Source organism: Streptomyces hygroscopicus (genome assembly GCF_026168105.1).
Lineage (GTDB): Bacteria > Actinomycetota > Actinomycetes > Streptomycetales > Streptomycetaceae > Streptomyces > Streptomyces hygroscopicus_D.
Window position 1 is genome coordinate 138,257 of record NZ_LBMW01000008.1, and the last position, 21,027, is coordinate 159,283.

The 21,027-nt window shown below is 71.8% G+C and carries 19 protein-coding genes; 3 read left to right on the top strand and 16 right to left on the bottom strand.

The window, feature by feature from the left end:
* Positions 1-92: 92 nt before the first annotated feature.
* Positions 93-1,424, bottom strand: coding sequence for an MFS transporter (locus AAW14_RS11335; RefSeq protein WP_265562717.1), 1,332 nt, complete (start codon positions 1,422-1,424; stop codon positions 93-95).
* A 56-nt stretch (positions 1,425-1,480) separates the two neighbouring features.
* On the opposite strand from AAW14_RS11335, the gene AAW14_RS11340 reads away from it, so the two are divergent.
* Positions 1,481-2,470, top strand: a complete 990-nt coding sequence (locus AAW14_RS11340) for an ArsR/SmtB family transcription factor (RefSeq protein WP_265562719.1) — start codon at positions 1,481-1,483, stop codon at positions 2,468-2,470.
* A 70-nt stretch (positions 2,471-2,540) separates the two neighbouring features.
* Here AAW14_RS11340 and AAW14_RS11345 read toward each other — a convergent pair whose 3' ends face one another.
* The 15 genes from AAW14_RS11345 to AAW14_RS11410 form a co-directional block, all read right to left on the bottom strand.
* On the bottom strand, positions 2,541-3,290 hold the full coding sequence (locus AAW14_RS11345; protein WP_265562721.1) for a sirohydrochlorin chelatase: 750 nt from the start codon (positions 3,288-3,290) through the stop codon (positions 2,541-2,543).
* A gap of 6 nt (positions 3,291-3,296) precedes the next feature.
* Positions 3,297-4,181: an ABC transporter permease gene (locus AAW14_RS11350; RefSeq protein WP_265562723.1), complete on the bottom strand. Its 885-nt coding sequence runs from the start codon at positions 4,179-4,181 to the stop codon at positions 3,297-3,299.
* Positions 4,168-4,947, bottom strand: a complete 780-nt coding sequence (locus AAW14_RS11355) for an ABC transporter ATP-binding protein (RefSeq protein ID WP_265562725.1) — start codon at positions 4,945-4,947, stop codon at positions 4,168-4,170. Before AAW14_RS11355 ends, AAW14_RS11350 begins: the two co-directional genes overlap by 14 nt.
* Positions 4,948-4,981: 34 nt before the next feature.
* Entirely contained in the window at positions 4,982-6,121 is a 1,140-nt protein-coding gene (locus AAW14_RS11360) for an aliphatic sulfonate ABC transporter substrate-binding protein (protein WP_265562836.1), read from the bottom strand.
* A gap of 243 nt (positions 6,122-6,364) precedes the next feature.
* Positions 6,365-7,690, bottom strand: coding sequence for a sulfate adenylyltransferase subunit 1 (locus AAW14_RS11365; RefSeq protein WP_265562726.1), 1,326 nt, complete (start codon positions 7,688-7,690; stop codon positions 6,365-6,367).
* 2 nt (positions 7,691-7,692) lie between these two features.
* Entirely contained in the window at positions 7,693-8,631 is a 939-nt protein-coding gene (gene cysD, locus AAW14_RS11370; protein ID WP_265562728.1) for a sulfate adenylyltransferase subunit CysD, read from the bottom strand.
* Entirely contained in the window at positions 8,628-9,209 is a 582-nt protein-coding gene (cysC, locus tag AAW14_RS11375) for an adenylyl-sulfate kinase (RefSeq protein ID WP_265562730.1), read from the bottom strand. Before cysC ends, cysD begins: the two co-directional genes overlap by 4 nt.
* Positions 9,210-9,211: 2 nt before the next feature.
* Entirely contained in the window at positions 9,212-9,922 is a 711-nt protein-coding gene (locus AAW14_RS11380) for a phosphoadenylyl-sulfate reductase (protein WP_265562732.1), read from the bottom strand.
* Complete coding sequence (locus AAW14_RS11385; protein ID WP_265562734.1) at positions 9,919-10,098, bottom strand: hypothetical protein; 180 nt, start codon at positions 10,096-10,098, stop codon at positions 9,919-9,921. Before AAW14_RS11385 ends, AAW14_RS11380 begins: the two co-directional genes overlap by 4 nt.
* On the bottom strand, positions 10,095-11,786 hold the full coding sequence (locus AAW14_RS11390; RefSeq protein ID WP_265562736.1) for a nitrite/sulfite reductase: 1,692 nt from the start codon (positions 11,784-11,786) through the stop codon (positions 10,095-10,097). Before AAW14_RS11390 ends, AAW14_RS11385 begins: the two co-directional genes overlap by 4 nt.
* Before the next feature lie 122 nt (positions 11,787-11,908).
* The gene (locus AAW14_RS39460) at positions 11,909-11,992 is read right to left on the bottom strand and encodes a putative leader peptide (RefSeq protein ID WP_322741060.1); all 84 of its coding nucleotides are present in this window, start codon (positions 11,990-11,992) and stop codon (positions 11,909-11,911) included.
* A 127-nt stretch (positions 11,993-12,119) separates the two neighbouring features.
* Positions 12,120-12,692, bottom strand: coding sequence for a GNAT family N-acetyltransferase (locus AAW14_RS11395; protein ID WP_265562738.1), 573 nt, complete (start codon positions 12,690-12,692; stop codon positions 12,120-12,122).
* An 80-nt stretch (positions 12,693-12,772) separates the two neighbouring features.
* Complete coding sequence (locus AAW14_RS11400) at positions 12,773-14,170, bottom strand: hypothetical protein (protein ID WP_265562740.1); 1,398 nt, start codon at positions 14,168-14,170, stop codon at positions 12,773-12,775.
* Between the two features lie 295 nt (positions 14,171-14,465).
* Positions 14,466-15,848, bottom strand: a complete 1,383-nt coding sequence (locus AAW14_RS11405; RefSeq protein WP_265562741.1) for a helix-turn-helix domain-containing protein — start codon at positions 15,846-15,848, stop codon at positions 14,466-14,468.
* A 369-nt stretch (positions 15,849-16,217) separates the two neighbouring features.
* Complete coding sequence (locus tag AAW14_RS11410; RefSeq protein WP_265562743.1) at positions 16,218-17,849, bottom strand: acyl-CoA dehydrogenase family protein; 1,632 nt, start codon at positions 17,847-17,849, stop codon at positions 16,218-16,220.
* Positions 17,850-17,972: 123 nt separating this feature from the next.
* On the opposite strand from AAW14_RS11410, the gene AAW14_RS11415 reads away from it, so the two are divergent.
* Together AAW14_RS11415 and AAW14_RS11420 are read left to right on the top strand one after the other, a co-directional pair.
* Positions 17,973-19,121 (top strand): YihY/virulence factor BrkB family protein, encoded by a 1,149-nt coding sequence (locus tag AAW14_RS11415; protein WP_265562744.1) that lies wholly within the window; start codon positions 17,973-17,975, stop codon positions 19,119-19,121.
* 278 nt (positions 19,122-19,399) lie between these two features.
* Positions 19,400-21,019 (top strand): carboxylesterase/lipase family protein, encoded by a 1,620-nt coding sequence (locus tag AAW14_RS11420; protein WP_265562746.1) that lies wholly within the window; start codon positions 19,400-19,402, stop codon positions 21,017-21,019.
* The last annotated feature ends 8 nt before the right edge of the window (positions 21,020-21,027 follow it).

The following is a 21,027-nucleotide window of genomic DNA, read 5'->3' on the forward strand; positions in this document are numbered from 1 at the left end:
ACGGTCACGGTCGCCGCGGTGACAGCGGCGGGCACGGACCCGGCAGCCACGGTGACGGCGACGACCGCGGCGTGAACCACGGTCCGCCGGTGTCAGGAGCCGTCTCCCCGCCACGCGCCCTCCCGCCGCGCCCAGTGCACGGCGGGACGGACCGCGAAGCCCGCCAGTACGAACAGAACGGCCAGTACCGCCCAGCCCGCCGTGCCGTGCCGGATCGCGGTCACCGTGACCAGCGCCGGCCCGGCCATCATCCCCGCGGACATGCCCGTGCCGAAGACACCCTGGTACACGCCGTGGGCCCGGGCGTCGGCGAGCTCGTAGCCGAGGGTCCAGCCACCCGCCGCGGACAGCACCTCGGCGAAGACCTGCACCACCGCGCCGACGGTCAGCGCGAGCACGGCCCACACCGGGGACAGACCCGCCGACACCGCGTACACCGCGCACGAGGCGGCGAGCAGCAGCCCCGCCCAGCCCATCGCCCGTACCGCGGCGTTCACCCGGGAGGCCCGGCGGGCCACTCGTACCTGGAGGAGCGCCACCAGGACACAGTTCACGATCATCAGCAGGGCCGCCGTCCAGCGCGGCGCCTCCGTACGCTGCACGATCCACAGCGGCAGCCCGACCTCGGACAGGGTGTACTGCACGACCAGCACCGCGTTCAGCACGGTCACCGCCAGGAACGGCAGGTCCCGCACCGCGCGCCAGCGGTCGGCGGTCGAGGCGTCGGCCGCCAGGGACGGCCGCCGGAGCGCATCGGGCGCCAGCGGCAGCCGGGGCACCAGCAGCGCAGGCGCCGCGAACGACAGCGCGTCCACCAGAATCACCGTCATATACGCGCCCCGGGTGTCGAGTTGGAGCGCGATCGCACCGAAGGCGCCGCCCACGCCCATGGCGACGTTCGTGACCATCCTCAGATACGCCCGTGCCTCCACCCGGGTCGCCGCGGGCAGGACGTCCGCGTACAGCGCGCCCTGCACCCCGCGGCTCGCCATCTGCAGCCCGGTCGCGCAGACCACCGTGACAAGGAAACCCGCATACGAGTGCACCAGGACGTAGGCGGCCGTGGCCACCCCCGTACCGCCCCACAGCAGGGCTCCGACGCGCCGGGCGCCCCACCGGTCGGCGGCCCGTCCGGCGGGGACCCCGGCGGCCACGCCGACCAGCCCAGCGATCGTCATCCCGAGCCCGACCGCCGTCGCGTCGAGGCCGACGACGCGGGTGAAGTACAGGACGCCGAGCGGGAAGTAGAGGCCGTTGCCGAGGGAGTTGAGGAGCGTCAGCAGTGCGGCCCGGCGCAGGACCGGGTCGGTGGGCAGCAGTCCGGCGGCCCCGGTGGCGCGTTCGGGCCCGGCAACCGCCGTACGTCCGCGGGCCGGGCCACTGCCGTCCTGGTCGGATGCCGAAGACGCAGGTGTCGTGGTCATGAGGACAGCCAACCCGGCGACAGGCCTGCGGCGACATTGATTTAGCGTGGCACTCAATGATCGAGTTCCGTTTCGGCGTCGGCGACCTGGCCACCACCTCCTTCGCGTATTCGCCACTGCAGGAGGCGGTGTTCTCGCTGCGCTGCCTGCACGATCCGGCCCGCTACCCGCACCACCGGCAATGGCTGCGCCGTATCCGCCCGGGCCTGGCGAAGCTCGACCGGGAGCTGCTCACCGCCGTGGTCGCACCATGGCTGTGGGTGCCCGACTTCCTCACCCCGCGTCCCGACCGTGCCCGGCCCGCCTTCGCCGACGAGCTGCGCCTGCTCCGCGCCACCCCGACGGAGGTCGTCCGCGCGGACTTCCGCGCCACCTACCGGGCCGAGGACGCGCTGCCGCCCGTCGTCGCCCGGGGCCTCGCCGCTCCGGAAGCCTTTCTGGCCCGGCTCGTGGACGCGCTCGACGCCTACTGGCACACCTGCCTCGCCGGCGACTGGTGGCCGCGCGCGCAGAGCGTCCTGGACTCCGATCTCGCCCACCGGGGACGGGTGTTGGCGGAGCAGGGCGCCGCGGCACTGCTGTCGGGGCTCGACGCGCGGCTCACCTGGACCGGCGGCCATCTGCAGCTGTCCACAAGGGACTTGTGGGCACAGGCGCCATGGCCCGAGAGCAGCGTCAGCATCGACGGGCGCGGCATGGTGCTGCTGCCGACCCTGTTCGCGCGGGGCGCCCAGGCTCTCATCGACCCCTCACGGCCGCCGGTGCTCATCTACCCGGCGCGAGGCCGCGCCACCCTCTCGGAGGAGCCGCCTCCGGTCACCGACGACGCCCTGGCCCGCCTGCTGGGCCGCCCACGCGCACGTCTGCTCGTGCTGCTCGCCGAACCGGCCTCCACGACCGAGCTCGCCCGCCGCCTCGATGTCACTCCGGGCGCCGTCAGCCAGCATCTGGCGGTCCTGTACGACGCGGGACTGCTCAGCCGGACCCGCAGCGGACGGACCGTACGGTACGCGCGGACGGCGCTGGGCGACGAGCTGTGCCGATAGGCACTCCGGCCGCATTGGCGGGTCAACCAGGCCGGCGGGGCGGCGGACAGCCGCACTCGCAGCCGTGCCCTCAGGCACCCACGGCGAGCGGCACCGGGGTCCGCGCCGCGTCGTACCGTTCCAGCAGCAGCCGGGCCACCTCCGGCGCCGGTCCCAGGACCTCCGCAAGGACGTCCGCCCCGGCGGCGCCCCGTGCGATGCGGTCCGGCAGGAAGCCGGGAGCCAGGACATAGGGCGCGACCGCGACGCGCGCGCATCCGAGGGCGCGCAGCTCGCGCACGGCGTCCTCCGTGCGCGGAAGGGATGCGGAGGCGAACGCAGGCCGCACGGCGCACCATCCGGTGCGCCGCCACTCCCGCGCGATGTCAGCGATCACTGCGATCGCCTCCGGGTCCGTGGACCCCGCCGAGGCCAGCACGACCCCGGTCGAGGACTTGTCGGCGGCCGTCAGTCCCGCCTCGTGCAGCCGCCGCTCCAGCGCGCCGAGCAGCAGCGGTGAAGGGCCCAGCACCTCCGCCTGCCTGATCCGCAGCCGCGGCGGCGCCTCCCGGAGAACCGCCGGGATGTCCGCCTTCGCGTGGAAGGCCCGGGTCAGGAGGAGAGGCAGCGCCACGACGTCCCCTGCTCCCTTCGCGGCCAGGGACTCCAGCACCCCGTGCACGGACGGCACGTTGAAGTCCAGGAAGCCGGTCTCCACGCGCAGCCCGGGGCGCAGCGACCGTACCCGCCGGACCAGGGCATGGACGGTGGCGGCATGCCGCGGGTCGCGGCTGCCGTGGGCGATGACGACGAGGACGGGGTGAACCGGCTTGTGGTGCATGACAGGTCAGCCCCTGACGAGGAGGCCGCGGCTGCGCAGCACCCACCGCTCCAGCGGGCTGAAGATCAGCAGGTCGATGGCGATGCCGACGATCAGGATGAGCAGGATGGCCTCGAAGACCATGGCCATGTCGCTGGCGTTGCGGCCGTTCTCCAGCAACTGGCCGAGGCCGACGCCGAGGTCCGGGAACGAGGCGATGATCTCGGCGGCCATCAGCGAGCGCCAGGAGAACGCCCAGCCCTGCTTCAGGCCCGCCACATAGCCCGGCAGCGCGGCCGGCAGCACGATGTGCCAGGTGCCCTTCAGACCCGACGCGCCCATGGTGCGGCCCGCCCGCAGGAACAGCGGCGGCACCTGGTCGACGCCGGACACCAGGCCGTTGGCGATCGACGGGACCGCACCGAGCAGGATCACCGCGTACATCATCGAGTTGTTCAGGCCCAGCCAGATCACGGCCGGCGGGACCCACGCCACCGACGGCAGCGACTGCAGACCGGACAGGATCGGGTGAATGGCCGCGCGCACGAACTTGACCCGGGCCACCACCAGACCCAGAGGGGTGCCGATGACCAGGGCGAACAGAAAGCCGAGCAGACCGCGCGAGACGCTGGTCCAGATGTAGCCGAGCAACTCGCCCTTGAGCCAGGCGTCCCGGACCGTGTGCCACACCGCGGACGGCGAGGGCAGCTTGGTGGGGTCGGTGACGATCTTGAGGGATATCAGGCCCTGCCAGATGACGAGGACCACAGCGATCGCTACGACCGGCGGCAGGACCTTGTTCACCAGCGTCTGCCGGAACGGCGGACGGCCTAGGGTCGCGGCCTCGAGCGCGTCGAGCCCCGCCTCGACACTCGCGGCGTCCACCGCCGTCTTCGTCTCAGTGCTGGCCATGGCGCCGGATCTCCCCCCGCAGTACTTCGGTGATCTCGATGGACAGTTCCGCCACCGGTGCGTCCTCGATGCGGCGCGGCTGCGGAATGTCGACCGTCCACTCGCGGGCCACGCGGCCCGGGCGGGAGGACAGCAGGACGACGCGCTGGGCAAGCCGCACCGCCTCGCGCACGTTGTGCGTGACGAACAGGACGGACAGCCCGGTCTCCTGCCAGATCCGGGTCAGCTCGTCGTGCAGCACGTCCCGGGTGATGGCGTCGAGGGCCGCGAACGGCTCGTCCATCAGCAGCAGGTTGCTCTCCTGCGCCAGCGCCCGGGCCATCGCGACGCGCTGCCGCATACCGCCGGACAGCTCGTGCACGCGCTTGCCGTACGCGCCCTTCAGCCGCACGAGTTCGAGCAGTTCCTCGGCCTTGCCGCGCCGCTCGGACTTCTCAACACCCCTCAACTTGAGGGCGAGTTCGATGTTCTTGCCCGCGGTCAGCCACGGGAAGAGGGCGTGCTCCTGGAACATCAGGGCCGGGCGGCCGTCCGTCGTGATGGAGCCGGCGGTGGGCCTGTCGAGCCCCGCCACCAGGTTCAGCAGCGTGGACTTGCCGCAGCCCGAGGCCCCCAGGAGGGTGACGAACTCGCCGGGTGCGACATCGAGGCTGATGTCGTCCAGCACGAGTTGCTGCCCGCCCGGTACCGCGAACGACTTCGAGACATGCTCAAGCCGAGCGGCGTGCTCGACCGATTCGTCGGCCTTGGCGAGGGTCGTCGCCATGGTCGTCACCTCCTGGGAGCTCTTCGTCGTTCGATCAGCTGGTGCCGAGACCGGCGTCGTCGACCGTGCCCCGGCCCTCGGCCCTGAGGACCTTGTTGAGGATCGTGAGGTCGTAGATGCCCTTCAGGTCGGGCTGCTTCAGCAGACCCGCCTTCACCGCGTGCTGCGCCTCGGCGTTGAGTGTTGCGGCCAGCGGGTCGTCGGTGATCTGGATCGACTTCCACGCCGGGTCCAGGATCTTGGCCGGCAGGGCCTTGCCCGAGTCGGCCTCCAACTGCTTGTTCGCCGCCGCCTTCGCCGCGCCCGAGTTGGCGTTGATCCACTGGTTGGTCTCGACCGAGGCCTTCAGCACGGCCTCGACGGCCTTCGGGTGCTCCTTGAGGAAGCTCTGCCGGACGATGATGTTCGTGATCACGAACTTCTTGTCGGGCCACAGCGACGCCTCGTCGAGCAACACCTTGCCGCCCTCGGCGACCAGCTTGGAGGCCGTCGGCTCCGGCACCCAGGCGCCGTCGATGGAACCCGCCTTGAAGACGTCCGGGGTCACCTTGTTGTCGCTGCGGACGACGGTGACGTCACCCTTGCCGCTCTGCGCGTCGACCTTCCAGCCCTGTTCCGCGATCCAGTTGAGGAACGCCACGTCCTGCGTGTTGCCGAGCTGAGGGGTCGCGATCTTCTTGCCCTTGACGTCCTTGAGGGACGAGATCTTCTTCGGGTCGACGACCAGCTTCACGCCGCCGGACGCCGAACCACCGATGATCCGCAGGCTCTTGCCGTCGGACTTGGTGTAGCCGTTGATCGCCGGGGAGGGGCCGATCCAGCCGATGTCGATCGAACCGGAGTTGAGCGCCTCGATCTCGGACGGGCCGGCGTTGAACGTCGCGTACCCGGCCTTGGTGGCACCGAGTTCCTTCTGGAAGATCCCCTGCTGACGGCCCACGAGCGCGGTCGCATGGGTGAGGTTGCCGAAGTAGCCGATCTTCACGGAGTCGAGGCCGTCGATCTTCTTGGCCCCGGCGGCGATCTTCTGGCTGGACGTGTCGTCCTTGGCCTGGGACCCGTAGCCGCACGCGGCGAGCGTCAGAAGGGGCAGCGCGGTGGCGACGGCGAGGCCGCGGCGGAAGAAGGGGTTGGGGGCCCGCCCGGCTGAGCGAATTCGCAACTGGGGGAGGATGGCAGGCACGGGAGGTTTTCCTCTCGTTGGCCCGGCGGTCACGGTCTCTGAGGTCGTGGCCGGGAGTTCGGCAAGGGTCTTCGTCGTAACCGGGACGTCGGGTGGGGGGACGGGGCGCGCAGGCAGTGCGCGTACGTCATCGCGCACATCGCGCCACTCCGCCCTGCCCGCTGCCGAGGGCGCCGCTGCCGACGCGGCCGCCCTCCTTCGCGAACGTCGAGAAGAAGCAGGTGACGGTCATGATCAGAAGTCCCACCCGTCGTCGGCCTCGTCCTTCACCGGCTCGGGCGCGGCGAACGACTCGCCGACCATGCCCGCGGTCAGCGTCGTGCCGTCCGACGGGTCGACCAGGATGAACGAGCCGGTGCGGCGGGAGTCCGCGTACGAGTCCACCGGCAGCGGCTCGGCGGTACGGACCTTCACCCGGCCGATGTCGTTGGCGACGAGCCGTCCCGGGTGCGGGTGCAGGGACAGATCGTCGAGCGTGAGACGGGACGGGATGTCCTTGACGATCGCCTTCACCGTGCGGGTGCCGTGCTTGAGCAGCACCCGGTGGCCGACGGTCAGCGGCTGGTCCGCGACGTGGCAGACCGTCGCCTCGACGTCCTGTGTGGTCGGCGGCGCGTCCTTGCTCGGCACGATCAGGTCGCCGCGCGAGACGTCGATGTCGTCCTCCAGCAGGAGGGTCACCGACTGCGGGGTCCACGCGACCTCGACCGGACTGCCGAGCAGGTCGATGCCGGAGACCGTGGTCGTACGGCCGGACGGGAGGACCGTGACCCGGTCGCCGACGCGGAACGTACCGGCCGCGATCTGGCCCGCGTAGCCCCGGTAGTCCGGGTGCTCGGCGGTCTGCGGACGGATCACGTACTGCACGGGCAGCCGCGCGTGGCAGTGCGCCAGGTCGTGGCTGACCGGGACGGTCTCCAGGTGCTCCAGGACGGTCGGGCCGCCGTACCAGTCCATGTGCGCGGACGGCTCCACGACGTTGTCCCCGGCGAGCGCCGAGATCGGGATCGCGGTGACCTCCGGGATGCCCAGCTCGGTCGCGTACGCCGTGAACTCCTCGGCGATCCCGGCGAAGACGGACTCCTGATAGTCGACGAGGTCCATCTTGTTGACGGCGAGGACCACGTGCGGGACGCGCAGCAGCGCGGCGATCGCGGCGTGGCGGCGGGTCTGCTCGACGACACCGTTGCGGGCGTCGACGAGGATCACCGTCAGCTCGGCGGTGGAGGCGCCGGTGACCATGTTGCGGGTGTACTGCACATGGCCGGGCGTGTCGGCCAGGATGAACCGGCGCCGGGCCGTGGCGAAGTAGCGGTAGGCCACGTCGATGGTGATGCCCTGCTCGCGCTCGGCGCGCAGGCCGTCGGTGAGGAGGGCCAGGTCCGGGCCGTCCTGGCCGCGGCTCGCGGAGGCACGCTCCACGGCCTCCAGCTGGTCGGCGAGGACCGACTTGGAGTCGTGCAGCAGCCGCCCGACGAGCGTGGACTTGCCGTCGTCGACCGAACCGGCGGTGGCGAACCGCAGGAGGGTGGTGGCGGAGAGTTCCGTGGTGGTGGTCATGCTCAGAAGTACCCCTCGCGCTTGCGGTCCTCCATGGCGGCCTCGGAGAGCTTGTCGTCGGCACGGGTCGCGCCACGCTCGGTGAGGCGGGAGGCCGCGATCTCGGTGATGACCTGCTCCAGCGTCACCGCGTCGGAATCCACGGCACCGGTGCAGGACATGTCGCCGACGGTGCGGTACCGCACGAGCCGCTTCTCGACGGTCTCACCGTCCTTCGGTCCGCCCCACTCACCGGCGGTGAGCCACATACCGCTGCGCTGGAAGACCTCGCGCTCGTGCGCGAAGTAGATATCCGGCAGCTCGATGCCCTCCCGCGCGATGTACTGCCACACGTCCAGCTCGGTCCAGTTGGACAGCGGGAAGACGCGGACGTGCTCGCCGGGGGCGTGACGGCCGTTGTACAACTGCCACAGTTCGGGGCGCTGGCGGCGCGGGTCCCACTGGGAGAACTCGTCGCGCAGCGAGAAGACGCGCTCCTTGGCGCGGGCCTTCTCCTCGTCCCGCCGTCCGCCGCCGAAGACGGCGTCGAACCGCTCGGACTGGATCTTCTCGGTGAGCGGAAGGGTCTGCAGGGGGTTGCGGGTGCCGTCGGGGCGCTCCTTGAGGACCCCGCGGTCGATGTAGTCCTGTACGGAGGCCACGTGCAGCCGCAGCTGGTGCCTGGCGACCGTGTGGTCGCGGTACTCCAGCACCTCGGGGAAGTTGTGGCCGGTGTCCACGTGCAGCAGCGAGAACGGCACCGGCGCCGGCGTGAACGCCTTCAGCGCCAGGTGGAGCATGACGATGGAGTCCTTGCCGCCGGAGAACAGGATCACCGGCCGCTCGAACTCGCCCGCCACCTCACGGAAGATGTGCACCGCCTCGGACTCGAGGGCGTCCAGGTGCGAGAGGGCGTACGGGCTGTCCGTACCCTCGTCGACCTTGGCGACGGTGGTCGTCATGCCAGTCCCCTTTCGCTGAGCAGCGCGTACACCGCGGCCGCGGACTCCTGCACGGTCTGGTGCTGCGACTCGATGCGCAGATCGGGCGAGAGGGGCTCCTCGTACGGATCGTCGACGCCGGTCAGCCCGGTCAGCTCGCCCGCCGCCTGCTTGGCGTACAGACCCTTCACATCGCGTACGGAGCACACCTCGACCGGGGTCGCCACATGCACCTCGAGGTACGGCGCCCCGCTCTCCTTGTGGCGCCCCCGCACCGCCTCGCGGCTCTCCGCGTAGGGCGCGATCACCGGGACGAGCGCCTTGACGCCGTTACGGGCCAGCAGGTCGGCGAGGAAGCCGATGCGCTGCACGTTCGTGTGCCGGTCCGCCCGGCTGAAGCCCAGGCCCGCCGAGATGAACTCGCGGATCTCGTCGCCGTCGAGCACCTCGACACGGTGGCCCTCGTCGCGGAGCCGGCCGGCCAACTCGTACGCGATGGTGGTCTTGCCGGCGCTCGGCAGACCCGTGAGCCAGACGGTGGCTCCGGTCGTCACGTGGGTCTCCCTGTTCGTGGAAAGGCTTACGGAAATCACAGTCATGGTCAGCCGTGCAGCCCGCACTCGGTCTTGGTGCGGCCCGCCCAGCGACCGGCGCGCGCGTCCTCGCCCGCCAGGACCCGGCGGGTGCAGGGGGCACAGCCGACGGAGGTGTAGCCGTCCATCAGCAACGGGTTGGTGAGCACGCCGTGTTCGGCCACGTACGTGTCCACGTCGTCCTGGGTCCAGCGCGCGATCGGCGAGATCTTGACCTTTCCGCGCTTATCGTCCCAGCCGACCACGGGCGTGTTCGCCCGGGTCGGGGACTCGTCCCGGCGCAGCCCGGTGGCCCAGGCGTCATAGCCCTGCAGCCCCTCCTCCAGGGGCTGCACCTTGCGCAGCTTGCAGCACAGGTCGGGGTCGCGGTCGTGCAGCCTGGGGCCGTACTCGGCGTCCTGCTCGGCAACCGTCCGCCGAGGGGTGAGCGTGATGACGTTGACGTCCATCACGGCCTGGACCGCGTCACGGGTGCCGATGGTCTCCGGGAAGTGGTAACCGGTGTCGAGGAACACCACGTCGACTCCGGGCATCGCACGGGAGGCGAGGTGGGCGACCACCGCGTCCTCCATGGAGGAGGTCACACAGAAGCGCTTGCCGAAGGTCTCGGTCGCCCATCGGAGGATCTCCAGCGCGGAGGCCTCCTCCAGGTCCCGGCCGGCCTGCTCGGCGAGCGCCTTGAGATCGTCGGTACCGCGCTCTTCCTGGGTGATCGTCATATGTCGTCCCCTCCTGCATCGTTGCGCCGAAGGCCCCGGGCCAGCAGGCCCAGGAACTTCAGCTGGAAGGCTCGATTGCACGCTCCGCACTCCCACGCGCCGTGCCCCTGCTCGCTGGGACGCAGGTCCTCCTCGCCGCAGTAGGGGCAGTAGAAGGGAGCCGCACGCTCGCTCATGAAAGGGACTCCTCGGAAGCACGGGCGACCCAGGCGGCGAACCGCTCGCCCTCCTCGCGCTGCGCCTGGAACCGCTTGAGGACGCGCTCGACGTAGTCCGGCAGTTCCTCCGAGGTGACCTTCAGGCCGCGGACCTTGCGGCCGAAGCCGGCCTCCAGACCCAGTGCGCCGCCCAGGTGCACCTGGAATCCCTCGACCTGCTCGCCCTTGCCGTCGAGGACCAGCTGGCCCTTGAGACCGATGTCCGCGACCTGGATACGGGCGCAGGCGTTCGGGCAGCCGTTGATGTTGATGGTGATCGGCTCGTCGAAGTCCGGGATGCGGCGCTCCAGTTCGTCGATCAGCGCGGAACCGCGCGCCTTGGTCTCGACGATGGCCAGCTTGCAGTACTCGATGCCGGTGCAGGCCATCGTGCCGCGCCTGAAGGGGGAGGGCTTGACCGTGAGATCCAGTGCCTCCAGTGCCTCGACGAGGGAGCCGACCCTGGACTCGTCCACGTCCAGCACGATCATCTTCTGCTCGGCGGTCGTACGGACCCGGCCCGAGCCGTGCGCCTCGGCCAGCTCGGCGATCTTCGTGAGGGTCGTACCGTCCACGCGGCCCACGCGCGGTGCGAAGCCGATGTAGTAGCGGCCGTCCTTCTGCCGGTGCACGCCGATGTGGTCGCGCCAGCGCTCGACGGGCTGCGCGGGCGCCGGGCCGTCGATCAGCTTGCGTCCGACGTACTCGTCCTCGAGGACCTGGCGGAACTTCTCCGCACCCCAGTCGGCGACCAGGAACTTCAGCCGGGCGCGGGTGCGCAGCCGGCGGTAACCGTAGTCGCGGAAGATCGAGATGACGCCCTCGTAGACCTCCGGCACCTCGTCCAGTGGCACCCAGGCGCCGAGCCGGACACCGAGCTTCGGGTTGGTGGACAGGCCGCCGCCGACCCACAGGTCGAAGCCGGCACCGTGCTCGGGGTGGTTGACGCCGACGAAGGCGACGTCGTTGATCTCGTGCGCCACGTCCAGCAGCGGCGATCCGGAGATCGCCGTCTTGAACTTGCGGGGCAGGTTCGAGAACGCCTTGTTGCCGATGACCCTGCGCTGGATCTCCTCGATGGCCGGGGTGCCGTCGATGATCTCGTCCTCGGCGATGCCGGCGACGGGCGAGCCGAGGATGGCGCGGGGCGTGTCGCCGCAGGCCTCGGTGGTGGACAGCCCGACGGCCTCCAGCCGGGTCCAGATCTCGGGCACGTCCTCGATCCGGATCCAGTGGTACTGGACGTTCTGCCGGTCGGTGATGTCGGCGGTGCCGCGCGCGAACTCCTGGGAGATCTCGCCGATGACGCGCAGCTGCTGCGTGGTCAGGCGGCCACCGTCGATGCGGACGCGCATCATGAAGTAGCGGTCGTCCAGCTCCTCCGGCTCCAGGATCGCTGTCTTGCCGCCGTCGATCCCGGGCTTGCGCTGGGTGTAGAGGCCCCACCAGCGCATCCGGCCGCGCAGGTCGTTGGGGTCGATGGAGTCGAAGCCGCGCTTGGAGTAGATCGTCTCAATACGTGTCCGCACATTGAGACCGTCGTCGTCCTTCTTGAGTTGCTCATTGCCGTTGAGCGGGGTGAAGTGACCCACGGCCCACTGACCCTCGCCACGGTGACGGCTCACCTTGCGGCGGGGCGTGGCGGGATTCTGCGGGATGGCAGCCATGGCGGGTAAGTCCTTCGGACAGTCAGGGGAGCGGCTCTGACCTGCGCATGCGGGCACGCGACGAGATGTGCGCGGCATTGCGCGAGGGCGGAAAACAGGGAAACCGGTACTGGCTGGAGATCTCAGCTCGCCGGACAGATGGCGCTGGACATGCGGCAGAGGTCGACGTGCCGTCGACTCACCAAGGCAATTCCAGCTCCAGACATGACGGAAGCGTGTCACGCCGATCTGGACACAGTCCAGCTTCGTCCATCATGCGGACACCCTTGTCCCGGAATGTGGAACAAGGGTGTCCTCGGTCACATGATGCGCGCGTGCTCTTGCCGGTGCAGGTCAGGCGGGGTAGGCCCCGGGCCAGGGACCCGGTGCGGCGGCCTCCGGCTCCTCCTCGACCTTGGTGTCGAAGAGCTGGAAGCCCCGGCGCCGGTAGTTGGCCATGGCGTGTTCGCCGTCCTTGCTGCATGTATGCAGCCACACCCGCTTCGTCCCGGTCAGTTCCGGCCAGCGGTCCTCGAGGTCCCAGGCACGGGCGGTGCCGTACGACAGCAGGTGTCCGCCGATCCGCCGGCCGCGGAAGGCGGGTATGAGCCCGAAGTACGCGATCTCCACGACTCCCTCGTCCTGCGGGTCCAGTTCCACGTAACCGGCCGGCGTACCCCGGTCGTAGGCGACCCAGGTCTCCACGCCCGGCCGGGCCAGGTACTCCTGCCACCGCGCGTACGTCCAGCCCAGCCGGTCGGTCCAGAGGATGTCCCCGCCGACCGATGCGTACAGGAAGCGGCTCAACTCGGGCGACGGCACCTCCGCGCGGACGACACGGACATCGCCCTCGGGGGCCGTCGCGGGCCGCAGGTCGGTCGGGGACGTCTGCTCGAGGGACCAGGTGGTCACGGTGAGGGTAGCCATGCGGCCAGGGAATCACGAGGCCGAGCGGCCCGACAAAGGTGTTCCGACGCCGCGGCCCGCGCTGCCCGGTGGTGCCGCGGCTACTCCAGCGCGTCGTCCACCGAGTCCAGCGGCACCGCGTACAGCACCCGGCCCCCGGCCGCCCCCGCTCCCTGTCTCCCGTCGCCGCTCGTGGCGCCCTCCGTCAGCGTCCACAGCTCGCCCGTCCCCTGCCAGTACGACAGCGACGCGGTGTGCCGACCCCAGCAGGCCTGGCTTCCGTCGGCCGAGCACGTGGCAGCCTTCGCCCCGGAGGCGGTCTGCCGCCAGAGGGTGCCGTGCCGGCCGCCGACGGCGGGGGCCCGGTCGACATACCAGTCGGTCTCAGCCGCTCCGCTCCGCCGGTGCGAGAGCACGCCCTGCACGCCGCTCGCCCCCGTCTCGTACGCCTCCTCCGCACGGACGTCGCCGCGTGTGTCCGTGGCGAGCAGGCCGCCGTGGCCGGGCAGGGTGCTGAAGACGTAGCGCCACACGCGGGTCGGTCGCCCGGTGGCCCGGGGGCGGGACTCGCTCGCCACCAGGCTGTCCGGGGCCGAGGTGCGGTCCAGCGAGAGGGCGGAGAAGCAGGGGGCGGTACGGTCGTCGGCGGTCGAACAGGGGCCGCCGGTCAGCCTGTAGGAGCCGACCGTCGGCAGCACGTACTGATAGCCGTGCGCGGAGTAGCCGCCCCGGACCCGGCCGATCGCAGTGCCGTCGACGTTCGCCTTCAGGAGGCGGTGCAGATCGAAGACCAGCAGGGAGTCCCGGGCGGTGACGAACAGCTTGTCCTGGTACCAGACCATCCCGGTCAGGTCGGTGCCGACGGGGCCGAAGTCCTGGCCGCCGGCGCGCGGGGCGACCAGCAGGACCCAGCGGTAGGCGAGGGCGCCCGGGTCGTTGGCGTCGATGAAGGCGACCCTGGCGAGGCCGCGGTCGGCGGCCGGGGTGCCGGAGCCGCGGTCGTCGTGCGTCCAGCCGGACGTCCAGCCGGAGAGGATGACGCGATCGGCGCCCCGGCGGCCGTCGCCGCCGACGTCCCCGGGGGTGGTCACGGACCGGGGCAGCCACTGTGCGGTCGTGGCGTCGCCCTGGTCCCAGCAGTACACGCGTGTGGCCGCCGGTTTCACCGGTAGCGCGGCCGTTTCGGCGGCGTCGCACGCGGACCGGTTGCGCATGGGGTGGTCGGCCGAGGCGAGGACGTCATGGACGCCGACCGCGCCGCCCATCGCGCGGGTGAGCGTGTCGAGGGTGCCGCGGTCGGTGAGGTTCTCGTGGAGGCGGAGCCTCGCGGTCTCGGCCGCGGCGGTGACGCGGGTCAGGCCCCCGGGGTTGTCCCCGCCCGCGGCCTGCGAGGTGCTGATAAGCGTGGCCGCCGCCGTGAGCGCCAGCGCGGTCCCGGCCAGTGTGGCCCGCAGCGCACGGCCCCTGCGCCTGCGACGGTGCCTGCCACGGTGCTTCATACAACCTCCCGGCGAAGGCCAACTGCTCCTCGTGGTCCTGACGTTGACCGGGGGAGCGGTGGGGCGGCCTGTGGGAGGGATGCTACGGCAGAACGGTCCCGAACCGGCCGAAGACCCGGGAAACGGAGGGTTATCCCCCACCTTGGGTCTGGGTCTGGGTCTGGGTCTGGGTCTGGGTCTGGGTCTGGGTCTGGGGCCGGGGCCGGCGCTGGGCGCTGTGGCTGGGGGCTTAGGTTTTACGGGCCCGGGGGCCCGATGCCCGGGGGTCAGGGGTGCCTTGCCTCGCGGCCGTGGACTAGCGGTCGCGACGGGGGACGAGCGGGAGGACCGTCTCGCGAAGGGGTGTTCGGGCCGGGGCCGGTTCCTGCCCATGGGTGGCGGCCCAGGACGTGCGGCGCGCCCGCGCCACTCCCGGCGCCACCGAGTGCGGCAGCAGGTCGGCCGGGTCGGGCGGGGTCAGGAGTTCCACCTCCGCCGACTCGCAGAAACGATACGGCCGGTGTTCCAGAAAGGCCCCCAGGTACCGCCGGACACGGGACATCTCGGCACGGACCGTGACCGTGCGCCCCGGGTCGCCGAACACGTCGGCTGCCAGGGCCGAGGCCGTGCGGCCCGAGCGGTGGCGCGCCAGCAGGTAGAGCAACTCGGCGTGCCGGGGGCTGAGTTCATGTGTCCAGGAGCCCGCGTCGCCCGACACCGTCACCCACCAGCGGCGCGGGTGCGCCACATCCACCACGATCCTCGTGGCCCGCGCCGGCGCGGGCGCCTCCGCGACGCGGATCAGCCAGCCGTCCGGCAGCGGCTCCACCGCGCAGGCACCCAGCGCGGGCAACAGCCGGCGGCCGGGCGAGAGCGAGGCGGGCAGGGCGACGCGGCCGGTGTACGGCATCCCGGTCACCGCCGCTGTCCAGCCGTCCCCGTCCACCGCCAGCGCCCTGCCGCCGAGCCCCGCGAGCAAGGGCGCCGACACCGCGCGCAGCCGCTCCAGAGAGGCCAGATGCACCTCCCGCAGCCGGGCCTCCGCGAGCTTGGCCACCGCCGTCACCCACGAGAGCGTCGCCGGGTGCATCGTCTCCAGTGGGCCGCTGATGTCCACGACCCCGATCAGCCTGCCGTCGCGCGGGTCCGTGACCGGGGCGCCCGTGCACGTCCAGGAGGCGTGGGAGCGCACGAAGTGCTCGGACGCGAACACCTGCACGGGGCGCCGGGCCACCGCCGGGGTGCCCACGCCGTTCGTGCCGACGATCTCCTCGCCCCAGTCCGCGCCGAGTTCGAAGCCCAGCCCGTCCGCCTTGCGCAGCACGGACGAGCAGCCCTCGCGCCACAGCACCCGCCCGTCCGCGTCCGCCACGACCATGATGTGCTGCGCGACGTCCGCCACCGACAGCAGGCCCTCACGCAGCACCGGCAGCACATGCCGCAACGGGGACTCCCTGCGGCGCCGCTCGATCTCGTCCCGGCTGAGCAGGGCGGCCCGGACGCCGTGGTCGGGGTCGACACCGCTGCGCAGCATGCGCCCCCAGGACGCCTCGATCACCGGGCGCGGCGGAACCGGGGCGCGCCGCCCCGCCAGCGTGGCGCTGCGCACCTCGCTGAGCAGACGGGCCGCCTGCGCGGCGTCCAGGGTGGCGAGCCGCGCGACGTCTTTTCCCGAGTGCGCCGCTGGAACCTCCCCCAAGGCCTGTGCCCCCTCTTCACTCGTTCGCCCGCGGGGCGCCTGAGCCGGTGCCGAGGGCGCGCCCCCAGCGCTAACTCACCGGGCCCGTCAGCCGTTTTCGGCCAGGAGCCTTTGGCCCCTGTTGACGCCGACTCTCATAATGCCCCTCTGCCCGTGACGGAGGGGTGCAATCCCGCAACAGCGAGCAGTAAGTTGCAACCTTCTGCAACCCTGGCGGACGGCCACAAGGTGATTGAAACTTGTGCAACGCCGCTTCGGCGGCCTCTGTGCTCCTCGAAGGGGGCCCAGGAGAGCGGGGGTGGTGCCGTGTCGGCGCAGCACCACCCCCGCGCCGAGCGCTCCGCGGTGCGGCCGTACGGCCGGAAGGGGTCAGCCGACCGGCCGCGCCCGCTCCACCACCGTGGCCAGATCCAGGCTGTGCGGCAGGGTGCCGAAGGCCGAGCCCCAGTCGCCGCCGAGACGGGAGCCGCAGAAGGCGTCGGCGACCTCCGGCGGCGCGTACCGCACGAGAAGCGCACCCTGGAGCACCAGCGCGATCCGCTCCACCAGGCGGCGCGCCCGTGCCTCGACGCCCTCCAGATCCGCGAGTTCGGCGAGCAGGTTCTTGATCGCCCCGTCCAGACGGTGGTCGGCGCCGCGCGCCCGGCCGACCTCCTGGAGGTAGGCGTTCAGGGCGTCCGGTTCCGGCTGGAGCGCGCGCAGCACATCGAGCGCCTGGACGTTGCCCGCGCCCTCCCAGATGGAGTTGAGCGGAGACTCGCGCAGCAGCCGGGCCATGCCCCACTCCTCGACATAGCCGTTGCCGCCGAGGCACTCCAGCGCCTCCGCCACCACCGGCGTGCACCGCTTGGTCACCCAGTACTTGGCGGCGGGCACGGCGAGCCGCAGGAACGCCCGCTCCTGCTCGCCGCCGTCGTCGTACGCCGCCGCGAGCCGCAGCCCCAGCGCCGTCGCCGCCTCCGACTCCAGGGCCAGGTCGGCCAGCACGTTGCGCATCAGCGGCTTGTCGACGAGCCTGCCGCCGAAGGCCTCCCGGTAGGTGCAGTGGTGGATCGCCTGCGCCACCGCCTGCCGCATCAGCGCCGCCGAGCCGAGGACGCAGTCGAGCCGGGTGGCCGCGACCATCTCGATGATGGTGCGCACCCCGCGCCCCTCGTCACCGACCCGGCGCGCCCAGGTACCGTCGAACTCGACCTCGCCGGAGGCGTTGGACCGGTTGCCGAGCTTGTCCTTGAGCCGCTGGATCAGGAAGACGTTCCGGGCACCGTCCTCCAGCACACGCGGCACGAGAAAACAGGTGAGGCCGCCCGGGGCCTGCGCCAGCACCAGGAACCCGTCCGACATGGGCGCCGAACAGAACCACTTGTGGCCTTTCAGCTCGTACGTCCCGTCCTCGGCGAGCGGCCGCGCCTCGGTCGTGTTGGCGCGCACGTCGCTGCCGCCCTGCTTCTCGGTCATCCCCATGCCGAAGAGCACGCCGGCCTTCTGCGCGGCGGGGCGAAGGCCCCGGTCGTAGATCGTGGAGGTCAGCCGGGGCTCCCACTCGGCGGCGAGGGCGGGGTCCGTGCGCAGCGCGGGCACCGCGGCATGGGTCATCGACAGGGGACAGCCGTTGCCCGCCTCGACCTGGGACCACAGCACGAACGCGGCCGCCCGGCGCACATGCCCTGCCGGACGCGTCCAGGCAGCGGTCAGCCCCGCGCCGACTCCCTTGCCGAGCAGCCGGTGCCAGGCCGGGTGGAACTCGACCTCGTCGATGCGGTTGCCGTAGCGGTCGTGGGTCCGCAGGCGCGGCGGGTACTCGTTGGCCTGGGCCCCCCACTCCTGCACCTGCGCGGAGCCGGCGCTGCGCCCGAGCCCCGACAGTTCGTCCCGGACCTCGTCCACGAGCGCGGGGTCCAGATGCCGCTCGACGGCCTCCACGAGGACGCGGTCGGCGGCGAACACGTCATATCCGACCAGTGGCGGAGCCTGATTGGTCACGGTGTGCGTGGCTGCCATGACAGCGAACCTACCCCGCGGTAGGCCGTGGGTCACCCGTATCGCGGAGCCCGGGCGCCACGGCTTTCCGGGCCGCCCCACCAGGGGATGAGCACGGGCCCGGGCGGCGGATACCGTTAAGAGGTGCAGTCAGCAGCAAGTGAATCCCCTGAGCGGCCCTCCGGCCGGCTCCACCGGGCGCGTGCCCTCTACCGGAACGTCTCCAAGCGCAGGACGGCCTGGCTGTTGCTGAAGGACATCGTCAACTCCTGCATGGAGTACCGCGTCCTGGGCCTGGCCGCGGAGGCGGCGTTCTTCACCCTGCTCTCCGTGCCGCCGCTGCTGCTGTGCCTGATCGGACTGCTCGGTTACGTCGACCACTGGACCGGCACCGACACCATCCGGAGCGTGCAGGACAACATCCTGGTGGCCTCCCGCACGGTCCTGTCCGACAAGGGCGTCAAGGAGATCGCCCAGCCGATCCTGCACGACGTGCTGAAGGCGGGCCGGCCCGACGTCATCTCCATCGGCTTCCTGTTCGCCCTGTGGTCGGGGTCGCGGGCGGTGAACGTCTTCGTCGACACGATCACGGTGATGTACGGCCTCGACGGCACCCGGGGGATCGTCAAGACGCGGCTGCTGGCGTTCGTGCTCTTCATCGTGGCGCTGCTGATCGGCTCGGTGGCGCTGCCGCTGATGGTGGCGGGGCCGGACGCGGTGGTGAACATCGTGCCGTGGTCCACGACGGTGGTGCAGGTCCTGTACTGGCCGGTGGTCATCATCCTGTCCGTCGTGTTCCTGACCACGCTGTACCACGTGTCCGTGCCGGTGCGGTCACCGTGGGTGGAGGACGTGCCGGGGGCCCTGGTGGCCCTGGCGATGTGGGTCCTGGGGAGCTTCCTGCTGCGGATCTACCTGACGCACACCGTCGAGGGGCCGACGATCTACGGTTCACTGGCCGCTCCCGTGGCCGTGCTGCTGTGGATCGGTGTGTCCGCCTTCGCGGTCCTCGTGGGCGCGGCCGTCAACGCCGCGATCGACCGGGTGTGGCCGGCCGCGGCGACCGCGGCGGCCCGCGCGGCCAACGAGCGGCTGCGGGAGGAACAGGCCGCGGAGTTCGTGGCCCGTGCCGCCGCGGCCCGCGCGGCCGACCCCGACGACCCCGACATGCCCTCCGAGTTCCCGGAGCGCTGGTCCCGCTTCCTGCCCCCGGAGGACGTCACGTCCCGCCTGCGCACGCATGCGCGCAGCGTGCCTCACCCGCCGCACAAGGGGGAGGGGACGGAGGACTGAGCGCGGCCGGGGGCGGACGCTCACGCCTTCGATACGGGCCGGCCACGGCAGCGTGTTCGTCGCCCGGCAGCGTTTCCGTCGCCCGGCGGCGTCTTCGTCGCCCGGCAGGGCATCCTCGTCCGGGTCCGGGCCGCGGAGGGCGTACGGCGTGCTCTCCCTACGCGGAATACGAAAGTCGACCGAGCGGCGGACACGCGGCCCGTGCGGTCCCTGCCGGGCCGCGTGGCGGGGTAGTGATGTGATCGGCGGTGGGCAGTCGCGACGGTGAGGAGGGCCGTATGGACCGTACGGACGAGGTGACCGTGGATCCCGCCGATGCGTCGGACCCCGTGGTCCGCACCCCCTACGGATCCGTGCGGGGCCGCTACGAGCGAGGGGTCGCCGTCTTCCGGGGCATCCCCTTCGCCGCCCCGCCGTTCGGCCCGCACCGTTTCCGCCCGCCCGTTCCCCCCGAACCCTGGGCCGGGGTACGGGACGCGGGTGCCTTCGGGCCGACGCCGCCCAAGCCGCCGTACTCGGAGGCCTTCGCCCGCTATCTGTCCGATCCGGTGATCGCCGGGGACGACTGCCTCAACCTCAATGTCTGGACGCCCGAACTCGGCCCCGGCGCCCGGCTCCCGGTCATGGTGTGGATCCACGGCGGCGCCCTGACCCGCGGCTCCTCCGCCGTGCCCGTCTACGACGGCAGTGCCTTCGCCCGTGACGGTGTCGTCCTCGTCTCCTTCAACTACCGCCTGGGCGTGGAGGGATACGGCCTCTTCCCCGACACCCCGCCCAACCCCGGGCTGCATGACCAGCTCGCCGCGCTGGAGTGGGTGCACCGGGCCGTCGCCGCGTTCGGCGGCGACCCGGACCGGGTGACCGTCTTCGGCGAGTCCGCGGGAGCGATCAGCATCGGTGCCCTGCTGGCCAGTCCGCGCACCCGGGGACTCTTCCACCGGGCGGTGATGCAGAGCGGGCCGCCGGAGTCGACCGACCGGGACAAGGTGCGGCGCCTGGTACGGCGCATGGCCACCCGGCTGAAGGTGCCGGCGACGGCGGCCGCTTTCGCCGCGGTGGACCGCGGGCTCCTGGCGGAGACCCAGGCGGAGGCGGGGCGCCGAGCCAGTCCGATCCTGGGCGGTCCCGCGTTCGGGATCGTCGTCGACGGTGATCTGGTGCCGCGCGATCCACTGGAGGCTCTGCTCGACGGCGCCGCCCGGGACGTACCGCTGCTCATGGGGTGGACCAGCGAGGAGTACCGGCTGTGGCTCGTGCCCACCGGTCTGGTCGAGCGCATCGACAGGCTCGGCGCGGTCGCCCTGGCCGGGGCGATGGCCCGCTGCCACTGCGGTCCCGAGGTTCCGCGCGGCTACCGCACCGCCCACCCGGACGCCCCCGTCTCCGACCTGGTCGGCCAGATGGTCACGGACCACCTGCTCCGATACCCGCTGCAGCGGCTGGCAGACTCCCGCTCGGGTCACGCGCCCTCGTACGTCTACGAGTTCGCCTGGCGCTCCGGCCTCCCGGGCCTCGGTGCCTGCCACGCCTTGGAGCTGGGCTTCGTCTTCGACAGCGCCGACACCCCGGAGTCGGCGAAACTGGCCGGCCCCGACGCGCCCCGCGAACTCGCCCACGAGATGCACACGGCGTGGGTGCGCTTCGCGGCGGACGGCGATCCCGGCTGGCCCGCATGGGACTCCACCCACCCGGTGCGCGTCTTCGGCGCCGACGGTGCCCCGGTCGTGCGCGGCCCTCGCGACACCGAGATGGTCCTGTGGGAAGCCGCGTCCGTCCCGCCCGAGCCCGTCCCGGCACCGGGCGCCGGGAGCGGTTCCCTCCTGCGGGGCGCGGTCCCGCTGTCGGCCGTACGGCGCCTGCGGCGGCCCGGGGGAGAACGCCGCAACGACACGGAGTGACGGCGTCC